Source organism: Amycolatopsis sp. WGS_07 (genome assembly GCF_045278895.1).
In the GTDB taxonomy this organism is placed as follows: domain Bacteria; phylum Actinomycetota; class Actinomycetes; order Mycobacteriales; family Pseudonocardiaceae; genus Amycolatopsis.
In genome coordinates this window covers 9278188-9296958 of sequence record NZ_CP136053.1, presented here as the reverse complement: position 1 = coordinate 9296958, position 18771 = coordinate 9278188, and the positions used below count along the sequence as shown (strand labels likewise).

General features: G+C 71.4%; 12 protein-coding genes and 1 riboswitch. Of the genes, 11 read left to right on the top strand and 1 reads right to left on the bottom strand.

Annotation, left to right across the window (positions count from 1 at the left end; translation table 11 throughout):
* Positions 1-34 precede the first annotated feature (34 nt).
* The 9 genes from RPX00_RS43675 to RPX00_RS43635 all read left to right on the top strand — a co-directional run bounded on the left by RPX00_RS43675 (position 35) and on the right by RPX00_RS43635 (position 12158).
* Positions 35-253, top strand: coding sequence for a hypothetical protein (locus RPX00_RS43675; protein WP_406634729.1), 219 nt, complete (start codon positions 35-37; stop codon positions 251-253).
* Positions 247-1383 (top strand): MFS transporter, encoded by a 1137-nt coding sequence (locus RPX00_RS43670; protein WP_406634727.1) that lies wholly within the window; start codon positions 247-249, stop codon positions 1381-1383. The genes RPX00_RS43675 and RPX00_RS43670 overlap by 7 nt, the downstream gene beginning before the upstream one ends.
* Before the next feature lie 230 nt (positions 1384-1613).
* Positions 1614-4775 (top strand): isoleucine--tRNA ligase, encoded by a 3162-nt coding sequence (ileS, locus tag RPX00_RS43665; protein WP_406634725.1) that lies wholly within the window; start codon positions 1614-1616, stop codon positions 4773-4775.
* A gap of 199 nt (positions 4776-4974) precedes the next feature.
* Positions 4975-6582, top strand: coding sequence for a penicillin-binding transpeptidase domain-containing protein (locus tag RPX00_RS43660; RefSeq protein ID WP_406634723.1), 1608 nt, complete (start codon positions 4975-4977; stop codon positions 6580-6582).
* Positions 6583-6623: 41 nt separating this feature from the next.
* Complete coding sequence (locus RPX00_RS43655; RefSeq protein WP_406634722.1) at positions 6624-7319, top strand: ArsR/SmtB family transcription factor; 696 nt, start codon at positions 6624-6626, stop codon at positions 7317-7319.
* A 99-nt stretch (positions 7320-7418) separates the two neighbouring features.
* Positions 7419-8897: a potassium/proton antiporter gene (locus RPX00_RS43650; RefSeq protein WP_406634720.1), complete on the top strand. Its 1479-nt coding sequence runs from the start codon at positions 7419-7421 to the stop codon at positions 8895-8897.
* Positions 8898-8993: 96 nt separating this feature from the next.
* Positions 8994-9108, top strand: a riboswitch (SAM riboswitch).
* A 40-nt stretch (positions 9109-9148) separates the two neighbouring features.
* Complete coding sequence (locus RPX00_RS43645; protein ID WP_406634718.1) at positions 9149-10468, top strand: aminotransferase class V-fold PLP-dependent enzyme; 1320 nt, start codon at positions 9149-9151, stop codon at positions 10466-10468.
* 176 nt (positions 10469-10644) lie between these two features.
* On the top strand, positions 10645-11235 hold the full coding sequence (gene lspA, locus RPX00_RS43640) for a signal peptidase II (RefSeq protein WP_406634716.1): 591 nt from the start codon (positions 10645-10647) through the stop codon (positions 11233-11235).
* Positions 11232-12158 carry an RluA family pseudouridine synthase gene (locus RPX00_RS43635; protein ID WP_406634714.1) on the top strand — a complete coding sequence of 309 codons (927 nt, stop codon included), beginning with the start codon at positions 11232-11234 and terminating at the stop codon, positions 12156-12158. Before lspA ends, RPX00_RS43635 begins: the two co-directional genes overlap by 4 nt.
* On the opposite strand, the gene RPX00_RS43630 is transcribed toward RPX00_RS43635, so the two are convergent.
* Entirely contained in the window at positions 12155-13594 is a 1440-nt protein-coding gene (locus RPX00_RS43630) for an AsnC family protein (protein ID WP_406634712.1), read from the bottom strand. The two genes, RPX00_RS43635 and RPX00_RS43630, sit on opposite strands and share 4 nt — an antisense overlap.
* 616 nt (positions 13595-14210) lie before the next feature.
* Between RPX00_RS43630 and RPX00_RS43625 the strand changes: the two genes are divergently transcribed.
* Together RPX00_RS43625 and fahA are read left to right on the top strand one after the other, a co-directional pair.
* A complete protein-coding gene (locus RPX00_RS43625; protein WP_406634710.1) occupies positions 14211-17525 on the top strand; it encodes a DUF885 domain-containing protein in 3315 nt (1104 codons plus the stop codon).
* Entirely contained in the window at positions 17522-18724 is a 1203-nt protein-coding gene (fahA, locus tag RPX00_RS43620) for a fumarylacetoacetase (protein ID WP_406634708.1), read from the top strand. Before RPX00_RS43625 ends, fahA begins: the two co-directional genes overlap by 4 nt.
* Positions 18725-18771: the final 47 nt, after the last annotated feature.

Genomic DNA, 18771 nt, shown 5'->3' with positions numbered 1-18771 from the left:
CGCGACGGAAGCGTTCCCGGGGTCTGCTGGACCCATGCGTACCGCGATCTTGTTCACCATGTGCGCCGGGATGTTCCTGGTGCAGCTCGACGTCACCGTCGTCAACGTCGCCCTTCCGACCCTCGGCAGCGAGCTGCACGCGGACGTTCCGCAGCTGCAGTGGGTGGTGGTCGGGTACTCGGTCGTGCTCGCCGCGTTGCTGCTGACCGGGGTGCGCTCGGCGACGTTCTCGGGCATCGCGGGGTGGTGCTGACCGGGCTGGCGGTCTTCGGGGCTGCTTCGGCGGCGTGCGGGCTGGCGCAGTCGGCGGGCTGGCTCGTCGCGGCTCGCGCGGTGCAGGGCGTCGGGGCGGCGTTGTTGCTGCCAGGCACGATGGCGGTGCTCACCGGGACGTTCCCCGGGCACGCGGAACGTGCCCGTGCGCTGGGGATCTGGGCCGGTATTTCGGCGCTCGCCCTGCCCGCCGGGCCGTTGCTGGGCGGGGTTCTCGTGCAGACCGCCGGATGGCGGCCGGTGTTCTGGCTGAACGTTCCGATCGTGGCCGCGGCTGCCCTGGCGACTCGTCGGCTGGTGCCGCCGGACGTCCGGAAACCGGGCCGGGTGGACGTTCCCGGCGCGGCGACCGCGGCCCTGGCCCTCGGCTCCGGCGTGTACGCGGTGATCGCGAAGACACCGTGGGTCGGGCTGCTCGCGGTGGCGGCGGCCGTGGCGTTCGTGGTCGTGGAACGGCGCTCCGCCGAACCGATGCTGCCGTTGCCGCTGCTGCGGTCCCGGCAGACGGCGGGCGCGAATCTGGTGTCCGCGGCGATGAACTTCGTCGGCCTCGGTTCGGTGCTGGTGTTCACGCTCTACCTGCAGGACGTCCTCGGCGCGGACCCGGTCGCCGCGGCCGTCGCGGTGGTGCCGATGTTCGTCCCGATGGTGCTGCTCGGGCCGGTCTCCGGACGGCTCACCGCGAAATTCGGCCCGCGCCCGCAGATCCTGGCCGGGCTCGTGCTCGGCGCGGCGGCGATGCTGAACCTCCTGCGGATCGGCTCCGGCAGCGGTTACGGCACGCTGCTGCCGACCCTGCTCGTGCTCAGCGTCGGCATGGGACTGCTGACCGCCGCCGTGGTCACTGCGGCGGTGGCCGACGCGCCGGGGGAACGCGCGGGCATCGCGGGCGGGATCAACAACGCGGCACGGCAGGCGGGCGGAGCGCTCGGCGTGGCGGTTTTCGGTGCGGTGGCGGGAGAACCGGCGGCGCGTGCGACGTTCCTGCACGGTCTCCACCTGCTCGGGTTCGCCTCGGCCGCGCTGTGGCTCGCGGCCGCGGCGCTCGCGGCGGCGACGGTGCACAGCCGGGGCAGGCGGAAAGCCGGTTGCGGCGACGAGTTAATCTGAAGACAGCAAGGCGTCGATCCGGCCATCACCGGGGAGCCTCCGGAAGAACCGGGCGTTCGCCGCCCGCAGTAGAACCGGACGGGTGCGGCCCGTGACAGCCGTGCAACGAGTGGCCCGGGAGCAGTGCGCCGGGCAAGCGGGGTGGTACCGCGTGACGCGCGAGCGTCTCGTCCCCGTGTGGGCGGCCGCCGGTCGCCCGTACGAGCGACGAACGCAAGGAGCGCACCCGGATGTACCCCCAGGCTTCGCCGGGCGGAGAGACCACGGTCCCGTCCCAGCCGTCGTTTCCCGCGCTGGAGGAGAGCGTCCTCGCGTACTGGGAGAGCGACCGGACCTTCCAGGCGACGATCGACGCCCGTCCCGCCGGCACCAACGGCGACAACGAGTACGTCTTCTACGACGGCCCGCCCTTCGCCAACGGCCTGCCGCACTACGGGCACCTGCTCACCGGGTACGTGAAGGACATCGTCCCGCGGTACCAGACGATGAAGGGCCGCCGCGTCGAACGGCGGTTCGGCTGGGACACCCACGGCCTTCCCGCCGAACTCGAAGCGATGCGGCAGCTCGGGATCACCGAGACGACCGAGATCGAAGAGATGGGCATCGCGAAGTTCAACGAGGCTTCGCGCGAGTCCGTGCTGCGCTACACCGACGAATGGCGCGAGTACGTGACGCGCCAGGCCCGCTGGGTCGACTTCGACAACGACTACAAAACGCTCGACGTCACCTACATGGAGTCGGTGCTCTGGGCGTTCAAACGGTTGTGGGACAAGGGACTCGTCTACGAGGGCTACCGCGTCCTGCCCTACTGCTGGCGCGACGCGACGCCGCTGTCCAACCACGAACTCGGCATGGACGCGGACGTCTACCGCAACCGGCAGGACCCGGCCGTCACGGTCGGCTTCCGCATCGAGGGCAACGACAACGACCTCGACGGCACCTATCTGCTGATCTGGACCACGACGCCGTGGACGCTGCCGTCCAACCTCGCGACCGCCGTGCACCCCGAGGTGCAGTACGTCGTGGTGGAGAACGACGGCAAGCGGTTCCTGCTCGCCGAGGCGCGCGTCGCCGCGTACGCGCGTGAACTCGGCGAGGAGCCGACGGTCGTCGCGCACTACACCGGCGCGGAACTGCTCGGAACCCGTTACGCGCCACCGTTCCCGTACTTCGTCGGCACGGAGAACGCGCACCGCGTGCTGTCCGCGGACTACGTCACCACCGAGGACGGCACCGGCGTCGTGCACATCGCGCCCGCCTACGGCGCCGAGGACAAGGTGGTCACCGACGCGGCCGGGATCACCCCGGTCACGCCGGTCGACGAGCACGGCAAGTTCGACGCCACCGTGCCGGATTACGCCGGGCAGCAGGTGTTCGACGCGAACCCGAACATCGTGCGGGACCTCAAGAACGGCACCGGCGGCGCGGAGCGCCAGGGCCCGGTGCTGCTGCGGCACGAGACCTACGACCACTCGTACCCGCACTGCTGGCGCTGCCGGAACCCGCTGATCTACCGCGCGGTGTCGTCGTGGTTCGTCGCGGTGACGCAGTTCAAGGACCGGATGGTCGAGCTGAACCAGCAGATCACCTGGTACCCGGAGAACGTCAAGGACGGCCAGTTCGGCAAGTGGCTGGAGAACGCCATCGACTGGTCGATCTCCCGCAACCGCTACTTCGGCACGCCGATCCCGGTGTGGCGCTCGGACGACCCGGAGTACCCGCGGATCGACGTCTACGGCTCGCTGGACGAGCTGGAGGCCGACTTCGGCGTGCGGCTGGACAACCTGCACCGGCCCTACATCGACGAGCTGACCCGGCCGAACCCGGACGACCCGACCGGCAAGTCCACCATGCGCCGCGTGCCGGACGTGCTCGACGTGTGGTTCGACTCGGGGTCGATGCCGTACGCCCAGGTGCACTACCCGTTCGAGAACCGCGAATGGTTCGAGCACCACTACCCGAGCGACTTCATCGTCGAGTACATCGGGCAGACCCGCGGCTGGTTCTACCTGCTGCACGTGCTCGCGACCGCGCTGTTCGACCGGCCGGCGTTCCGCACCTGCGTGTCGCACGGCATCGTGCTCGGCTCCGACGGCCAGAAGATGTCGAAGTCGCTGCGGAACTACCCGGACGTCAACGAGGTCTTCGACCGCGACGGGTCCGACGCCATGCGGTGGTACCTCATGGCGAGCCCGATCCTGCGCGGCGGCAACCTCGTCGTGACCGACCGGGGGATCCGCGACGCGGTGCGCCAGGCCGTGCTGCCGCTGTGGAACTCGTACTACTTCCTTGCGCTGTATGCGAATGCCGACGGCAAGCAGGGGCAGTGGCGCACGGATTCGACGCACCTGCTCGACCGGTACGTGCTGGCGAAGACCCACGAACTGGTCACCGACGTCGAGTCCGCGATGGACGGCTACGACATCGCGGGCGCGTGCCAGACCGTGCGGGACTTCCTCGAGGTGCTCACGAACTGGTACGTCCGCCGGTCGCGGGACCGGTTCTGGGCGGGCGAGCAGGACGCGATCGACACGCTGCACACGGTGCTGGAGGTGACCTGCCGGGTCGTCGCGCCGCTGCTGCCGCTCACCACGGAAACGGTGTGGCGCGGGCTGACCGGCGGCCGTTCGGTGCACCTCGCCGACTGGCCGAACGCGCTCGACCTGCCCGCCGACGCGGCGCTGGTGACCGCGATGGACAAGGTGCGGCAGGTGGCGTCGTCGGCGCTGGCGCTGCGCAAGGCGAACAAGCTGCGGGTGCGGCTGCCGCTGGCGAAGCTCGTGGTCGCGGCCGAGGACGTCGAACCGCTGCGCGGGTTCACCGAGATCCTGCGGGACGAGGTGAACGTGAAGTCGGTGGAGCTGACCGCCGACGTCGCCGCGCACGGCACGTTCGAGGTCGCGGTGAACGCGCGAGCCGCCGGTCCGCGGCTGGGCAAGGCCGTGCAGCAGGTGATCAAGGCGGTCAAGGCGGGCGACTGGACGACGAACGCGTCCGGCGCGGTCGTGGCGGCGGGCGTTGAACTCGTCGAAGGCGAGTACGACCGGCGTCTGGTGGCCGCCGGCGGCGGTGCGGCGGCCGAACTGCCCGGCGGGGCCGGTCTGGTCGTGCTGGACACCGAGGTCACCGAGGACCTGGCGGCCGAGGGACTGGCCCGAGACCTGGTCCGCGTGGTACAGCAGGCCCGCCGCGAGGCCGGTCTCGACGTCGGCGACCGGATCTCGCTGACCGTGGACGCCGCCGACGAGGTGACGGCCGCGGTGCGCAAGCACGAGGAATTCGTGGCGTCTGAGACGTTGGCGACGTCGGTGTCCTACGGCGAGGCGGCCGAGGGCTTCGACGGCACGGTCGGCGAGGGCGTGAAGGTGCGCGTGGCGGTCGCCAAGGCGTGATTGGCCGTGGTCTTGCTCCGGGCGCTGGTGCCCGGAGCAAGACGCGCGGGCAGTCTTCTGTATAACGGCCTATACGTCCCGGCGTTGATCACGGATCAGCGTCGGGACAGCCGCTTTCTCGCCGCCGTAACACCCGGTTCCGTTCCGCGATGGGCAAGCTGAGCCAGGGGCGCGGGCGGACCGCGTGGGCGAGGGGGATATGACAGTGAGTCCTGCCGCGAAGAAGGGCGTGTTGATCGGCGGCGCGCTGGTGGTGGTCGCGATCGTGACGGCCGCGGTCGTGCTGCTCACCGGCGGAGGATCGACCGCGGCTTCGTCGGATTCGGAGCCGGCGTCCACAGCCGCGGGACCGAACGACCCGGCGTCGGCGGCCCGTGCGTACCTGCTCGCCCTTGCCGGGAAGGACGCCGACGCCGCCGCCAAAGCCACCGACGCGGTACCGGGGGCCTCCGTCGTGCTGCAGGACGCCTTGGCGACGCTTCGGCCCACGCAGCTGACCGCCAAGCTCGACACCGTCGGCGCGCCGCAGGGCGACAAGGCCACCGCCGCGTACACCATGACCTGGAGCCTCGGCCCCGGTCACACCTGGACTTACTCCGGGAAACTCGATCTCGTCCAAGCGCAAGGCACCTGGCGGGTCCACTGGGCGTCGTCGGCGCTGCACCCCAAGCTCGAAGCCGGACAACGGCTGACAATCGCCTCCTCGGACATCCCGGCAGTAGTGGACCGCGACGGCAAACCTCTCGTCGTTTCCGGCAACGGCGGCCTGAAACTCGCCGACGACAAGGCATTCCCGCTGCTGCGCTCGGCGCTCACCGGGCACGGCCAAGCGTCCCAGGCCTTCGCGGTCGAGCGCGTCGACAGTTCGGGGAAGAACCTGGAAACGCTGTTCGGCAACCCGGAAGGCGACCGCAAACCGGCAGCCACCGGACTCAGCCTCGCCACCCAGAACGCCGCCCAAGCCGCAGTAGATGGGTATCACGGCAAAGCAGTTCTGGTGGCGCTTCAACCGTCCACTGGGGATTTGCTCGCGGTGGCGCAGAACGGCAGCGTCACCAACGCGGCCTCGGCCTTCAGCGGTCAGTACGCGCCGGGCTCGACGTTCAAAATCGTCACCGCCACCGCCGCGCTAGAGGCCGGTTTGGTCACTCCTGATTCTTCAGTCCCGTGCCCGCTTACCGACCGAATCGGCACCCGAACCCTCTCCAACGAAGGCTTCGATCTGGGCACCACCACCGTCCACAAAGCCTTCGCGAAGTCCTGCAACACCACCTTCGCCCGGCTCGCGTCGCAACTCCCCGCTGACGGGCTCGCGAAGGCGGCCACCCAGTTCGGCCTCAACGCCGACTTCGGCATCGAGGGCGTCTCGACCGAACTGGGCCGCGTCGATCCGGCGGCGAACGCGGACGAACAGGTCGAGGACGGTATCGGCCAGGGAAAGGTGCAGGTCAGCCCCATGGGCGCGGCGGTCATGGCGGCGACCGCGGCTTCCGGGCGAGCGGTCGTGCCGAGGCTGTGGGACGACGGCACCAAGGTCAACACCGGCTACAACCCGCCGCCGTCCTCGGTGCTGTCGGCGCTGCGGGGGATGATGCGCGAAGTCGTCACCGGCGGCACCGCGACCGGCCTGGCGCACTCCGGCACGGTGTTCGGCAAGACCGGCACCGCCCAGTTCGGCGACGGCGCGGAAGCCCACGGCTGGTTCGTCGGCTATCGCGGCGACCTGGCGTTCGCGGTCTTCCTGGAAGGGGCCAACGACTCCAAACCGGCCGTCTCGCTGGGCGCGAAGTTCCTCGGCGCGCTGTAGGTTCGGCCGCGGCCGAAGCTTCCCCGCTCTACCGTGGTGGCATGGAAACCGTCGCCTTGGCCGAGGTCGCCGCCGTGCTCGCCGATCCGAGCCGCGCGACCATGTGCCTCGCGCTGCTCGACGGCCGCGCCTGGACGGTGGGCGAGCTGGCCGCCGCGGCCCGGATCGCGGTGTCGACCGCCAGCGAGCACGTGACGCGGCTGCAGGAGGCTGGGTTCGTAGCGCGCGTGAAACAGGGACGGCACGCCTACGTCCGGCTCGCGAATCCGCGCGTGGCGGAGCTGATCGAGCATTTGGCGCAGCATGCCGAACTGAAACGGCCGTCCGGGCTGCGGACTTCGTTGCGAGTACAGCGATTGTCGTTCGCGCGCAGCTGCTACGACCATCTGGCCGGGACGCTCGGGGTCGCTTTGCGGGACGGGATGGTCGATCGGGGACTGATCGACGTGTCGGACGGGCTCGCGCTCACCGATTCCGGCCGCGAGGTGCTGGCCGATCTCGGCGTGGCGGTGCCGGATCGGCCGCGCCGCCCGCTGCTGCGCGACTGTCTCGATTGGACGGAGCGGCGGGAGCACCTGGCCGGCGCGGTCCCGGCGGCGGTGCTGGAGCGGGCGGTCGAAGCGGGATGGCTGACGCGGGACCAGCAGCGCGCGGTGCGGGTTTTGCCGGGCGCGGCGGGTCCGTTCGCCGCGTTGGGTGTCGATCTCGCGACGGTGAGTGCCGCCGAGGCGTCGTAACACACCCGCGAGGTCCCCCGCTCCGGTGGTGCGCGCTCGGGAACCGGACACTGCCTCACTATTCTGGACGCCTGGGGCGACCGGGAGGGAGGCGGAGGAGTGGACGAACTTCCCGTGCTCCTGGGCGTCGGCGCGCTGGTTCTGGTCGTCTCGGTCGTCGCGGTGCGGGTGTCCATCCGCCTCGGCTTCCCGTCGCTGCTGCTGTATCTCGGAATCGGCGTCGTGCTCGGCGAAGCCGGTTTCGGCATCCGCTTCGACAATCCCGCGCTCACCCAGTCGCTCGGGCTCGCCGCGCTCGTCCTGATCCTCACCGAAGGCGGGCTCACCACGCGCTGGTCCGCGGTGAAACCCTCGCTGGGGCCCGGAATCCTGCTGTCCACAGTGGCCGTGGTGATCAGCATCGCGGTCACCGGCGCGGCTTTGCACTGGCTGCTCGGCCTCGACTGGCGCCTCGCCCTGCTGTGGGGCGCGGTGCTCGCGTCCACCGACGCCGCCGCGGTGTTCTCCGTGCTGCGCACGGCCGGGGTCGGCAAACGGCTCGTCGGCGCGCTGGAGCTGGAATCCGGCATCAACGACGCGCCCGCCTACATCGCGGTCGTCGTGCTCGCGTCCGGCGAAGCGGTCGACTGGTCGCTGCCGCTGCTGGTGGTCTACGAACTGCTCACCGGCCTGGTGCTCGGCCTCGCGTTCGGCTGGCTGGGCGCGCAGGCGCTGCGCCGGGCCGCGCTTCCGGCGACCGGCCTGTACCCGCTCGCCACGGTGGCGGTGTGCGTGCTGGCGTACTCCTCGGGACAGCTGGCGCACGCGTCCGGGCTGCTCGCCACCTACGTCGCCGGCCTGGTGCTGGGGAATTCCAAACTGCCGCACCGGTCGGACACCCTGTCGTTCGCCGAGGGACTCGGCTGGCTCGCGCAGATCGGGTTGTTCGTGTTGCTCGGCCTGTTCGCGTCGCCGACCCGGCTGCTCGAAACGCTCATCCCCGGCCTCGTCGCGGGCGCGGTGGTGCTGCTGCTCGCCCGGCCGCTGTCGGTGGTCCTGTCGCTGCTGCCGTTCCGGTTGCCCTGGCGGGAGCAAGCGTTCCTGTCCTGGGCGGGCCTGCGCGGCGCGGTGCCGATCGTGCTCGCGATGATCCCGCTGTCGGAGGGAGTACCCGGCGCGCAGCGGCTCGTGGACGCGGTTTTCGTGCTCGTCATCGTGCTCACCGTGCTGCAGGGCGCGACGCTCAGCCCGCTGGCGCGGGTGCTCGGGCTGGCGAAGGCGGCGCAGGCGCACGAGATCGAGGTCGATTCCGCGCCACTCGACGAACTCGGCGCGGAATTGCTGCAGGTGCGGATCCAGAAGGGGTCGAAGCTGCACGGCGTGTACCTGTCGGAGCTGCGGCTGCCCGCCGGCGCGTCAGTCAGTCTGGTGGTCCGCGGCGGAACGAGCTTCACCCCGCAGAAAACCAGCCGGTTGCAGGTCGAAGACCAGCTTCTGGTGGTCACCACCGCGGCCGACCGGGACGCGACCGAACGGCGGATCCGCGCGGTCGACCGGGCAGGCCGCCTCGCCCGGTGGCGCGGGGAATCGGGCAACTGAGCCCTCTGTCCTTTGTGGACCGGCCGGGTGACCGTCGTCTCAGATCACGGGACGGGGCTGGTTTCGGCTGCTCGGTTTCCGCTATCGTCCGTATCAGGTCATGAGTGCCAGCGCGAAGCCCCGGCTTGCTGGCCGGCAACCCTCCTACCGCGGTGGGGTGCCCCGGGTGAGGACCAGGCCGGTCGCGCAGCGCGACGGGCAAGCGCGGGCCCCTCGCCGGGGGTCCCCCGGAACGCCGAGGAGGCACCGTCATGACTCTCGCACTCGACCGGCCCACCACCACTGTTCCCACCGTCGCCGGTGCGACGCTGCGGGTGCCGCTCGTGACGGGCGGCGACATCGGCTACGCCAACCTCGACCACGCGGCCAGCGCGCCCTGTCTGGACGCGGTGCGTTCGGCGGTCGACGAGTTTCTTCCCTGGTATGCCAGCGTGCACCGGGGTGCTGGCTTCGCTTCTCAGGTCTCTACACGGTTGTACGAGCGCACTCGGGATGTGCTGCGCCGGTTCGTGGACGCCCGCAGCGGCGACTCGGTGATCTTCACTCGCAACACCACTGACGCGTTCAACCTGCTGGCGAAAGCGTTGCCGCGCAAGACTTCCGTGGTGGTCTTCGACAGTGAGCACCACGCGGCGCTGCTGCCGTGGCGGGGGCCGAATGTGCGGCGGGTGCGGTTGCCGCGGACTCGGCTTGCGGCGGTGTCCGTTGTGGACGAAGCGCTGGCGGAGTGTCCGCAGGGGCCGCGGTTGGTGGTTGTGGCTGGGGCGTCCAATGTGACTGGTGAGCTGCTGCCGGTGGCCGAGATCGCCGCGGTGGCCCGGAAGCACGGGGCCCGGGTCGCGCTGGACGCGGCTCAGCTCGCGCCGCATCGGCAGATTTCGGTGCGGGAGCTGGATGTCGACTACGTCGCGCTGTCCGGGCACAAGCTGTATGCGCCGTTCGGGGCTGGGGCGTTGATCGGGCGCAGTGACTGGTTGCGGGCGGCTGAGCCGTATTTGGCTGGTGGCGGGGCGACCAAGCTGGTGACTGAGGAAGCTGTCGTGTGGAACTCCGGTGAGGAGCGGCACGAGGCTGGGTCGCCGAATACCGTTGGCGTGTATGCGCTTGGGGTGGCTTGCGAGCAGTTGGCGGCTTCTTGGGATGCCGTGGGGGCGCACGAGGCCGCGTTGCTGGAGCGGTTGCGCAAGGGGCTTGAGGGGTTGCCTGGGTTTGCCGAGCTGCGGTTCTTTGACGCGCCGGTGGATCGGGTCGGGACGTTGAGTTTTGTGGTTGATGGGTTTGAACCCGGGTGGCTGGCGGCGGTGTTGTCGGCTGAGTATGGGATTGGCGTGCGGGACGGGGCGTTTTGCGCGCATGTGGCTGCTCGGCGGTTGATCGGCGAGGCTGGCGGGGAGGGGCAGCAGGCGGTTCGGGTGAGCCTTGGGCTGGGGAGTACTGAGGAGCACGTGGATCGGGTGGTGCTGGCTTTGCGGCAGATCGTTGCCCGGGGGGCTCGGTGGGAGTATGCGAAGGTTGATGGGCGGTGGGGGCCTGTTGACGACTCTCGTGAGCTGCCTGGGTTTTGTTTGTAAACTCACCAGCTGTGTTTTTGGCGTCGGCTCCGCCGCCGCGCGCGGGATCGCCTTTAGTCGGCGTCTGACCGAGTGGTGTGCTGGGCCCGGAGGGCCGGGCACACCACTCGGTCAGACGCCGACGCGATCCCGCGGTTGTGGTCCCGTTAGCTGTGGTCGGGTTGGCAGGGTGGACAATGGGGGATGTGAGCACCGAGTCGTCGCCGTCTGAGTCCGAGGTTGAACCGCCTGAGCGGGAGCGCGCGTTGCCTAAGCGGCGGGTTTGGGTGGTGTTCGCGGTCGCGGCGCTGCTGTGGGCGATCGATCTGATCACGAAGAACCTCGTGGTCGCCAATCTTGAGGGCAAGGAGCCAAGGCCGATTCTCGGCGGGCTGATCTACCTGCAGGTCATCCGCAATCCGGGTGCGGCGTTCTCGATGGCGACCGGCATGACCTGGGTGCTCGCGCTGGTCGCGATCGGCGTCGTCATCGCCATCGTGTGGATCTCGCGCAGGCTGCGGTCCGTGGGGTGGGCGATCGGGCTCGGGCTGGTGCTCGCGGGGGCGCTGGGCAACCTCACCGACCGGTTCTTCCGGGAGCCGGGGCCGCTGCGCGGGCACGTCGTCGACTTCATTTCCGCGTTCGCGCCCAACGGGCAGGGCTTCGCGATCTTCAACATCGCCGACTCGGCGATCTGCGTCGGCGGCGCGCTGATCGTGCTGCTGTCCCTGCTCGGCAAGGACTACGACGGCACCTCCACCCGCGGCAAGAAGAAGGAAACCGCGTGAGCGCGCGCATGCTGCCCGTCCCGGACGGGCTCGACGGAATGCGCGTCGACGCCGGGCTGGCCAAACTGCTCGGACTGTCCCGCACCGTCGTCGCGGAACTGGCCGCGGCGGGCGACGTGCTGCTCGACGGCCGTCCCGCGGGCAAATCCGACCGGCTCGCCGCGGGCGGACTGCTCGAGGTGACGCTGCCGGAACCGGAGCGGGCGACGGAAATCGTCGCGGAGCCCGTCGAAGGCATGAAAATCCTGCACGATGACGACGACATCGTGGTGATTTCGAAGCCGGTCGGCGTCGCGGTGCATCCGAGCCCCGGCTGGACCGGCCCGACGGTCGTCGGCGGGCTCGCCGCGGCCGGGCTGCGGATCTCGACGTCCGGCGCGGCCGAGCGGCAGGGTGTCGTGCACCGGCTCGACGCGGGCACCACCGGCGTGATGGTGGTGGCGAAGAGCGAGCACGCGTACACCGTGCTGAAGCGGGCGTTCAAGGAACGGACCGTGGACAAGGGCTACCACGCCGTCGTGCAGGGCCACCCCGATCCGACCCGCGGCACCATCGACGCGCCGATCGACCGGCATCCGCGGCACGACTACAAGTTCGCGGTCGTCGCGGGCGGACGGCCGAGCGTCACGCACTACGAGGTGGTCGAGGCGTTCCGGGCGGCGTCGCTGGCGCACGTGAAGCTGGAAACCGGGCGCACCCACCAGATCCGCGTGCACTTCTCCGCGCTGCGGCACCCGTGCGCGGGCGACCTGACCTACGGCGCGGACCCGGTGCTGGCCCGGAAACTCGGCCTGACCCGGCAATGGCTGCACGCGCGCACGCTCGGTTTCGCGCATCCGGCGGACGGCCGGTGGGTCGAGTTCGAGGCCGAGTACCCCGACGACCTGGCCGGCGCGCTGGAGATCCTGCGGGACGGGAACTAGTCGACGGCCCAGGTCAGCGTGCGCTCGTCCGGCTCGGGCCGGGGACTCCAGCGCACCGAGACCACCCGGGTCGCGGTGGGCAGGACGTACACGGTGTGCCCGCCGAGCGTCTCGCCCGGCTGCACGCCGATCTTGTGCGGCGGCCGCGACGTGAGCGAAACCGGGGCTTTCGCGACGGTCTCGCCGCTGTCGGTGACGAGTTCGAGATAGTTGTCCGGCAGCGAGGCGAACGGAATCGGCCCGCGGTTGGTGATCTCGGTGTGCACGACGACCGCGCGCTCGCCGTCCTCGAGCCGGTAGCCGGCCGCGCCGAACAGGAAATCGGCGGGATCCTGGACCTCCAGCAGCTGCACGGAAAGCTGTTCCCCCTCGAGCCCCTGCGACTGCATCGTCTCGCCGATCCGCCCCTTCTTCGCGGGCGCGGCCGCGGGCCGGGGTTCGTCGCCGCGAGCCCACGACGCGGTCTGCGGGACGCCCCACGTGCTGACGGCGGGATCCGGAGCCGGATACGGCCCGGACTGTCCATTGTAGACGTTCGGGGCGGGCATTCCGGTCTGGACGGGGGAGTAGGCGCCGGACACTCCCGGGCCCTGGGCCGGTCCCGGGGAGTACGCGCCGGACACGCCCGGCCCGGCGGGGATCCCGGTCTGGGCGGGCGGGTACGCGCCGGAGATCCCCGGAAGCGGCGGGTGCGGGCCTGAGGTGCCGGGAAGCGGCGGGTGCGGGCCGGAGTGCCCCGGCGGCGGATGCGGGCCGGAATGTCCTGGCAGGCTCGCCGGGTCGGGGCCGGGGATCCCGGACTGCGCGGGCGAATGCGGGCCGGAGGCGCCGGGAGCGCCGTTCGGAGCCGCGGCCGGGTTGCCCGGCATCGCGGCCGGGCCGGACGGCACCGGACCTGGTGCTCCGGCGGGACCGCCCGCCATCGAACCTGGGGCTCCGGCGGGACCGGACGGCATTGGCCCTGGTGTTCCAGCTGGACCGGACGGCATTGGCCCTGGTGTTCCAGCTGGACCGGACGGCATCGAACCTGGCATTGGCGCACCCGGCATCCCGGGCGCTCCGCCCATCCCGCCGGGCGCCGGAACTCCGGACGACGCCGGGCCCGCGGGCATTGCCCCTGGCGCTCCGGTAGGCCCCGACGGCATCCCGCCCGGCCTCGGCCCGGCGGCCGGGAACGGCACCGAGCCGGGCCCGCCCGGATACCCCGGAGCCTGCGGACGCTGCCACGACGCGGGAGCCCCGGAAATCGCCGCCCGGAGCCCGTTGGGGTCGCTTTCGACGCCGACCAGCAAGGGCAGCCCGCTGCCGGACAGCGCGACGAGCCGGTACGCGACCTCCCGCGGATCCATCCCGACCTTCGCCGCCAGCTCGTGCACAGCCGCCTTGCCCAGCTCGGCGAGCGCGGCGAGCAGGCGGATGTCGGCGGGATCGGTCACGGCCACTCCGGCAACGCTACCGCCTCGCCCGCCGGACCCGGCCGCACCACCGCGTCCGGCGTGCCCCGCACCACCGCGACCGACGGCGGAACCGAGCCTGGTTCGGCCGTCCGTGCCGGACGACCGCGCCGCCGCGCCTGGCACGCGCAGGTCGCGGCGGAGGGCGGATGCGGGACTGGTTCGGCCGCGCCGCCGCATCCGGCAGGCATATGCCGCCGCAGTGGGCGGTGGGAGCGGTCCCGGACCGGCTTGGGTTGGGCCACGCGTGTCGCCTCGGCCGCACTGCCGCACCCAGCACGCGCGCGCCGCCGCAGCGGGCGGCGGCAACGGGCCCGGCTCAGCCGAGACCCGCCCGCGCGTCACCACCAACCCGTCGCCCAGCGGGACGGCGAAACCAAAGCCCGCCCGCGAACCACCACATCGGACAGCCCAATCCGCCCCACCCAGCCGCCATCCCCCGACCACGCACCGAAGCCATTCGCGCACAAGTTCCGCCCCACGGCACGCCGATCCGCCCGCCGAGGGACCGGCCGCGCCGGATCCGGGCGTGTGCACCCCGTTCTCGATTAGGGTCGGAACCATCACCTTCTCCGCCTAACCCTGGGGGTCCACGCCGATGTCCGTCGTTTCCGATCTCGCCGACGAGTTCGTCGAGGTGTCGTTCGACCACGAGCCGCTCGACGCCGCCATTCTCGGCATCCGGCCGGACGCGCCGGGGCTCGGCGATCCGTCGGCCGCGGCGGAGGCGGCGTTCCGGGAGCGGCTCGCCGGGCTGCGGGAGCGGGCCGAGGCGGTCGATCCGGCCGGGCTCGACGCGGCTGATCGCGTCACGCGCGACGTCCTGCTCAGCTCCCTCGACGGGCATCTCGACCGGATCGACAGCCGGGCCGTCGACTTCACCGTCACCGACCTGTTCGTCGGGCCCGCCGCCGGGCTGCTGTCCGCGCTGCCGATGATCACCGTCACCGGCGAAACCGCGGAGGCGCACCTCACCCGGCTCACCGAGATCCCCGAGTACCTCCGCGCCGTCGCGCAGCGGCACCGGGACGGCATCGCCGCTGGGCTGCTGCCGATCGAACGCCTGGTCAAGGCCGCCATCGCGCACATCGACCGCTACCTGGCCGAGCCGGAGAGCGACCCGCTGCTGCGCCAGCCCGCCCCGGACGACGAGTTCGCCGCCCGCCGCGAACAAGTCCTCAGCGAGGTCGTCCGCCCCGGCTTCCGCGAGTACCGCGACTTCCTGGAAGCCGAAGTCCTCCCGCACGGCCGCCCGGACGACAAGGCAGGCGTCTCCTGGCTCCCCGGCGGCGACGAGATCTACGCCCGCCTCGCCCGCACCCACACCACCAGCAACCGCACTCCGCAGGAGCTGCACGACACCGGCCTCGCGGTGATCGCCGGCCAGGTCGAGCAGTACCAGGCCCTCGGCGAGCGCGTGTTCGGCACGCGGGAGCTGCCGGAGATCTTCGAGCGGCTGCGCACCGATCCGAAGCTCCGCTGGACGAGCGCCGACGACCTCCTCGACACCGCCCGCACGGCGATCTCCCGCGCCGCGGCCGAGGCGCCGAACTGGTTCGGCCACATCCCGCAGCACCCGTGGACCGTCGAGGCGGTGCCGGAGGACTCCGCGCCCGGCGCGCCCCCGGCGTACTACATGCTGCCCGCCGCGGACGGCTCCCGGCCGGGCGTCTACTTCGCGAACACCTACCAGGCCACGGAGCGGTTCCGGCACACCGCCGAGGCCACCGCGTTCCACGAGGCGATCCCCGGCCACCACTTCCAGCTCAGCACCGCGCTCGACCTCACCGAACTGCCGCTGCTGCGCCGCATCGGCAACTTCACCGCGTACGCGGAGGGCTGGGGCCTCTACACCGAGCGGCTCGCCGACGAGATGGGCCTGTACTCCGACGACGTGTCGCTGCTCGGCATGCTGACCCTGGAGTCGATGCGGGCCGGGCGGCTCGTGGTCGACACCGGGCTGCACGCGCTGGGCTGGAGCAGGCAGCAGGCGGTCGACTACCTGCTGGAGCACACGCCGATGGCGCAGGTCGAGATCGAGGCCGAGGTCGACCGGTACCTCGGCTTCCCAGGCCAGGCGCTCGCGTACATGGTGGGGCGGCTGGAAATCGAGCGGCTGCGCAAGCAGGCCGAACAGCGGCTCGGCAGCCGGTTCGACATCAAGGCGTTCCACGACGTCGTGCTGTCCGGCGGTTCGCTGCCGCTGTCGGTGCTGGAGGCCGTGGTCACCGAGTGGGTGGCCGGGCACGGCGACACCGTCGCCGGGCTGGCGGACGAGCTGGTCGAGCTGGACTTCGAACGGGAACCGCTGGAGCGCACCGTCCTCGGCCTCCCGGGCGACCACTCCCAGCTCGCCGACCCGAGTCTCGCCGCCGCCGAGCGGCACCGGGCCTCCTACACCGCGATCGCCGAGCGCGCCGAGGCGATCGACCCGGCCGGGCTGACCGCGTCCGAGGTCGTCACCCGCGAGGTGGTGCGCACGCACGCTCGCGGCGTGGTCGACACGATCGACTCGCGGCTGTCCGGGTTCGCGGTGAGCGACGGGTTCAGCTCGCCCGCGCTGAACCTGATGACCATCCTCCCCGCGCTCGTCCCGGACGACGCGGGCAAAGCACGCGACTACCTCAGCCGGCTGGGGGCCGTCGGCGGCTACCTCGACGCGGTGATCGAGATGCAGCGGACGACCGTCTCGGACGGGTTCGCGCCGCCGGACTTCCTGGTGCGCATCGGGATCGAGTACGTCGAGCGGTATCTGGCGAACGAGGAGGGCGATCCGTTCCGCGTCACGCCGGCGGTTGAGGTCGAGGGCTTCGCGGCGGAGTGCGACCGGCTGCTCGCCGAGGTCGTGCGGCCCGCGTACCGGCGCTACCGAGACTTCCTCGCCGAGGACGTGCTGCCGGTGTCGAAGACGGACAGCCAGCCGGGCATCAGCCACCTGCCGGGCGGGCTGGACAAGTACCAGGGCCTGATCCGCGCGCACACCACCACCGACCGCACCGCCCAGGAGCTGCACGACACCGGGCTCCGGCTGGGCGAGCAACTGGCCGAGGAGTACCGCGAGCTGGGCCTCAAGGTGTTCGGCACCGGCGAACTGGCGGAGATCTTCGACCGGCTCCGCACCGATCCGGAGCTGCGCTGGCGCGACGGCGAGGAGCTGCTGGAAGGGGCCCGCACGGCCATTGCCCGGGCCGAAACCGTTGCCCCGCAATGGTTCTCCCGGGTGCCGGACGCGAAGTGCGCGGTCGAGCCGGTCCCGGAGGCGGACGCGGCGAGCGGCACCATCGCCTACTACCTGCCGACCGCGTTCGACGGGTCCCGGCCCGGCACGTACTACGCCAACACCTACGAGGCGAGTTCGCGGCCGCGCTTCACCAGCGAGGGGATCGCGTTCCACGAGGCCGTTCCGGGGCACCACTTCCAGCTCACGTTCGCCCAGGAACTCGCCGATCTGCCGATGCTGCGCCGGATCGCGCCGTTCAACGCCTACATCGAGGGCTGGGGCCTGTACTCGGAGCGGCTCGCCGACGAGATGGGCCTGTACTCCGACGACGTCGCCCGCTTCGGCATGCTCGCCCAGGACTCCATGCGGGCCGGACGGCTCGTGGTCGACACCGGCCTGCACGCGCTGGGCTGGTCACGGCAGCAGGCAGTCGACTACCTGCTGGAGCACACGCCGATGGCGAAGATGGAGATCGAGGCGGAGATCGACCGGTACGTCGCGAACCCGGGCCAGGCGCTCAGCTACATGGTGGGACGCCTGGAGATCCAGCGCGTCCGGGCCGAGGCGGAGCAGGCGCTCGGCGACCGGTTCGACATCCGCGCGTTCCACGACGTCGTGCTGGGCAACGGAATCCTTCCACTGTCCACGTTGGACACCGTGGTCGGCGCGTGGATCGCGGAGGCGTCCGCGTGACCTGGCTCGACCTTCCGGACGACACTCTCTTCGGCCTCGACAACCTGCCCTACGGCGTCTTCTCGCACGGCGAGCGGACCCGCCGGGCAGGTGTCGCGGTCGGGGAGCAGGTGCTCGACCTGAGCGCGGCGGCCGAGGGGGAGTCCTTCGGCCGCCTGCTCGCCGCGGGCGTGCTGAACCCGCTGCTCGCCGCCGGCCCGGACACCTGGGCCGACGTGCGGGCGCGGGTCCGCGAATGGCTCACCGAACCGCGCCACGCCGACCGGATCCGGCCGCATCTGGTTCCCCGCAAGGACATCACGAGCCATCTGCCGGTGGAGGTCGCCGATTACGTCGACTTCTACTCCAGCGAGCAGCACGCGATCAACGCCAGCCGGATCTTCACCGGCGGGGACGATCTGGTGCCGGCGAACTGGAAACACCTGCCGATCGGCTACCACGGCCGGGCGGGCACGGTCGTCGTGTCCGGCACTCCGGTGGTTCGTCCGGCGGGGCAGCGGAAACCGCGCCGCGCCGCGGAACCGTCGTTCGGCGCGGCCAAACGGCTCGACTTCGAGACGGAGGTCGGCTTCGTCGTCGGCGTGGGGTCGGAGCTGGGCGCACCGGTGCCGATCGACGAGTTCCCCCGGCACGTCTTCGGCGTCTGCCTGGTCAACGACTGGTCGGCCCGTGACCTGCAGGGCTGGGAATCGCAGCCGCTCGGGCCGTTCCTCGGCAAGTCGTTCGCCACGTCGATGTCGCCGTGGCTGGTCCCGCTCGCCGCGCTGGACCACGCCCGGGTGCCGCAGCCCGCGCAGGACCCGGAGCCGTTCGAGTACCTGCGCGCAGCCGAGCTGTGGGGCCTTGACCTGACGCTGGAGATCCGGATCAACGGGCACCTCGTGTCCAGCCCGCCGTTCGCCACCCAGTACTGGACGGGCGCGCAGCAGCTCGCGCACCTCACGGTCAACGGCGCGAGCCTGCGCACCGGCGACCTGTACGCGTCCGGCACGGTCACCGGCCCGGCGAAGGACCAGCGCGGTTCGCTGCTGGAGCTGAGCTGGGGCGGGCGCGAGCCGCTCGCGCTCGGGCTCGACGGGACCAGGGCGTTCCTGGAGGATGGCGACGAGGTCGTCATCAGCGCCTCCGCGCCTGGTCCCGGCGGTGCCCGGCTCGGGTTCGGCGAGGTGCGCGGGACGGTGGCGCCCGCTGTGGTGTGACCCACGCCGTAGCGTCGGCACCCGGGCGGCCGCATAATGAGCAAACG

What these genes read in the sequence shown, in the direction of transcription:
- RPX00_RS43675 (WP_406634729.1), top strand. Translation starts at nt 35, where the DNA reads ATGCGTACCGCGATCTTGTTCACCATGTGCGCCGGGATGTTCCTGGTG.
- ileS (WP_406634725.1), top strand. Translation starts at nt 1,614, where the DNA reads ATGTACCCCCAGGCTTCGCCGGGCGGAGAGACCACGGTCCCGTCCCAG.
- RPX00_RS43660 (WP_406634723.1), top strand. Translation starts at nt 4,975, where the DNA reads ATGACAGTGAGTCCTGCCGCGAAGAAGGGCGTGTTGATCGGCGGCGCG.
- RPX00_RS43655 (WP_406634722.1), top strand. Translation starts at nt 6,624, where the DNA reads ATGGAAACCGTCGCCTTGGCCGAGGTCGCCGCCGTGCTCGCCGATCCG.
- RPX00_RS43645 (WP_406634718.1), top strand. Translation starts at nt 9,149, where the DNA reads ATGACTCTCGCACTCGACCGGCCCACCACCACTGTTCCCACCGTCGCC.
- lspA (WP_406634716.1), top strand. Translation starts at nt 10,645, where the DNA reads ATGGGGGATGTGAGCACCGAGTCGTCGCCGTCTGAGTCCGAGGTTGAA.
- RPX00_RS43625 (WP_406634710.1), top strand. Translation starts at nt 14,211, where the DNA reads ATGTCCGTCGTTTCCGATCTCGCCGACGAGTTCGTCGAGGTGTCGTTC.